The 2,782-nt window shown below is 71.6% G+C and carries 4 protein-coding genes; 2 read left to right on the top strand and 2 right to left on the bottom strand.

The features are described from left to right. The first annotated feature begins 48 nt into the window (after window positions 1–48). On the top strand, window positions 49–759 hold the full coding sequence (gene fabG / locus LQV45_RS24295; protein WP_230009181.1) for a 3-oxoacyl-ACP reductase FabG: 711 nt from the start codon (window positions 49–51) through the stop codon (window positions 757–759). A 16-nt stretch (window positions 760–775) separates the two neighbouring features. Here fabG and LQV45_RS24290 read toward each other — a convergent pair whose 3' ends face one another. Together LQV45_RS24290 and serB are read right to left on the bottom strand one after the other, a co-directional pair. Continuing rightward, a complete protein-coding gene (locus tag LQV45_RS24290) occupies window positions 776–1,447 on the bottom strand; it encodes an alpha/beta fold hydrolase (RefSeq protein WP_230009180.1) in 672 nt (223 codons plus the stop codon). 212 nt (window positions 1,448–1,659) lie between these two features. Continuing rightward, window positions 1,660–2,301, bottom strand: coding sequence for a phosphoserine phosphatase SerB (gene serB / locus LQV45_RS24285; protein ID WP_230009179.1), 642 nt, complete (start codon window positions 2,299–2,301; stop codon window positions 1,660–1,662). Window positions 2,302–2,401: 100 nt separating this feature from the next. Between serB and LQV45_RS24280 the strand changes: the two genes are divergently transcribed. Further along, on the top strand, window positions 2,402–2,782 hold a 381-nt coding region (locus LQV45_RS24280), incomplete at its 3' end, for an S-ribosylhomocysteine lyase (RefSeq protein WP_230009178.1).

Here is a 2,782-nt window from a genome sequence, read left to right as displayed (position 1 = left end):
CGTCGGTAGGCTGGGCCGGTTCCGTCCCTCGCACCGCAGGAGTCTCACATGTCCCAGGACCGCGTCGTCGTCGTCACCGGAGGAAACCGCGGCATCGGGCGTGCCATCGCCGAACGCTTCGTCGCCGAGGGCTGGCGCGTCGCCGTCACGGCTCGTTCGGGCGAGGGGCCGGAGGGAACGCTGACGGTCCGCGCCGACGTCACCGACGCCGCAGCGGTGGACGCGGCGTTCACGCAGGTCGAGGCCGAGCTCGGACCGATCGCCGTGGTCGTCGCCAACGCGGGCATCACCAAGGACACCCTGCTTCTGCGCATGAGCGAGGACGACTTCGACAGCGTCGTCTCCACGAACCTCGGCGGTGCATTCCGCGTGGTCAAGCGCGCGTCGAAGGGGATGTTGAAGGCGCGCTGGGGCCGGGTCATCCTGATCTCGAGCGTCGTCGGTCTCTACGGCTCGGCCGGTCAGATCAACTACTCGGCCTCGAAGAGTGCGCTCGTGGGCTTCGCTCGGTCGCTCACGCGCGAGCTCGGCGGCCGCGGCATCACCGCGAACGTCGTCGCCCCCGGGTTCATCGAGACCGACATGACCGCCGAGCTCCCCGCGGATACGCAGGCGGAGTACAAGAAGAACATCCCGGCAGGTCGTTTCGCCTCCGCCGACGAGGTCGCCGGTGTCGTGACGTGGCTCGCCGGTGACGACGCCGCCTACATCTCGGGCGCCGTCATCCCCGTCGACGGCGGCCTCGGCATGGGGCACTGACAACCGCCTCGGAATCTCACCGCACCGCGTTCCGCAGCGTCTCGGCGAATGCCGCGGGCTGTGAGAACTGCGGCCAGTGCCCCGAACCGAGGTGCACCACCTCGGTGTCGCGGATACGGCCGAACTCTTCTGCCCACGGCCCCCACTCGGCGAGCACGGCGGGCAGGCTCTCGGCGTCCAGCTGTCCCGACAGGATCGTCACGGGGATGCCGTAGCGCCGCTCGTCGGTGAGGGGGAGGTGATCGGTGGGCACCTGCCCGGGCACGGCGACGGTGTCGGACAGGGTCCGCTCGCGCGTCGCCGTGTCGAGGTCGGCCACGTCGGGCGCGTCGAAGAAGTCCCACCCCGGGAACGGGACCGTGCCGTCCTCGACGGGGAATTCGGAGATCATCGCCCCCGGGGGCGGCGGCATGGTGTCGACGAACACGACGCGCGCGACCCGGTCGGGGCGTTGGTCGGCCGCACCCCACACGACGTTCCCGCCGCCGGAGTGACCGACGAGTACGACGGGGGAGTCGACGGCGTCGATCTGCCGCACGACCGCGTCGACCCAGTCGTCGATGCGCGCGTTCGGGCTGCCGGGCAGCGTGAGGGGATGCGGCCGGTGACCCGCCGCGACGAGCGTGGGCACCACGGCATCCCACGAGGATGCCGTGAGCCAGAGACCGGGAACCAGGATGACGTCCATGGCGCGACGATACGACGGGCCTCCGACATCGGCCACCCCCGCCGTGGGCGGCCGCGGGCCCGCGCGCCTCAGAGCCGCGACGACAACAGGGCATGCGCCCGGAACAGGCCGATTCTGCCGACGTCGGCCTGTTCTCGGCGCATCGCCTGTTCTCGTGGCAGGAACACGGATGCCGTGACCCGGCGCTCCCGCGAGCGACGCCCCGCGCGACGTCAGCGGGGGAGCAGCGCGATGACCTCGGCGAGGTCGACGCGGCCGATCACGACATCGGCTTGGGCGCGCACGGCGGGCTTGGCGTTGAACGCGATCCCCAGGCCCGCGGCCGCCATCATGCGCAGGTCGTTCGCGCCGTCGCCGATCGCGAAGGTCAGCCCGATCGGCACGCCGTGGTCGGCCGCCCACTCGCGCAGCGTGTCGGCCTTGGCCGCGGCATCCACGATCGGCCCGTCCACCTCGCCCGTGAGGGCGTCGTCGGCGACGGCGAGGCGATTCGCCCGCCACACGTCGACGCCGAGATCGGGGGCGACGGTGTCGAGCACTTCGTGGAACCCGCCCGAGACGACGCCGACGCGCCCGCCACGGGCGTGGACGGCGTCAATGAGCTCGCGCACGCCCGGCGTCGGCTCGATCCGGGCGATCGCGCGCGCGAAGGCCGAGACCGGGACGCCGGTCAGCGCGGAGACGCGCGAGCGCAGGCTCGCGGCGAAATCGACCTCGCCGCGCATGGCGGCTTCGGTCGCCGCGGCCACCTCGGCGCCGCGTCCGGCTTCGTCGGCGAGGAGTTCGATCACCTCGTTGCGGATCAGGGTGGAGTCGGCGTCGAGCACGACGAGGAAACGGGCAGGCGCGGGCACGGCCTCGACCCTAGCGCGTCACGCGAAGACCCACGCGACGCCCGGTGCCGAGCGCGCGCGTAGGCTCGAAGCGCCCCTGCACGCCGCCGAAAGGAACCCCATGGCCGACGTCGAGAGCTTCACGCTCGACCACACCGCCGTCCTCGCTCCCTACATCCGCCTCATCGGCACCGAGTCGGGGCCCCGCGGCGACGTCATCTCGAACTTCGACGTCCGTCTGGTGCAGCCCAACGAGGGTGAGATCCCCACCGCCGGCATCCACACGATCGAGCATCTGCTCGCCAGCCTGCTCCGCGACCGCATCGACGGCGTCATCGACATCTCGCCGTTCGGATGCCGCACCGGCTTCCACCTCATCATGTGGGGCGAGCCCGATCTCGGTGACGTCGTCACGGCCGTCACCGATTCCCTGCGTGCGATCGCCGAGGACGTCGAGTGGGAGGACGTGCCGGGCACCGACGCCTTCAGCTGCGGCAACTAC

This window comes from Microbacterium sp. Bi128 (assembly GCF_918698205.1).
The sequence above is the reverse complement of the archived record's forward strand: the minus strand, read 5'-3'. Positions and strand labels throughout refer to the sequence as shown.

Coding starts and splice junctions, on each gene's coding strand:
- LQV45_RS24290 (WP_230009180.1), bottom strand. CDS start 1,447: ATGGACGTCATCCTGGTTCCCGGTCTCTGGCTCACGGCATCCTCGTGG.
- fabG (WP_230009181.1), top strand. CDS start 49: ATGTCCCAGGACCGCGTCGTCGTCGTCACCGGAGGAAACCGCGGCATC.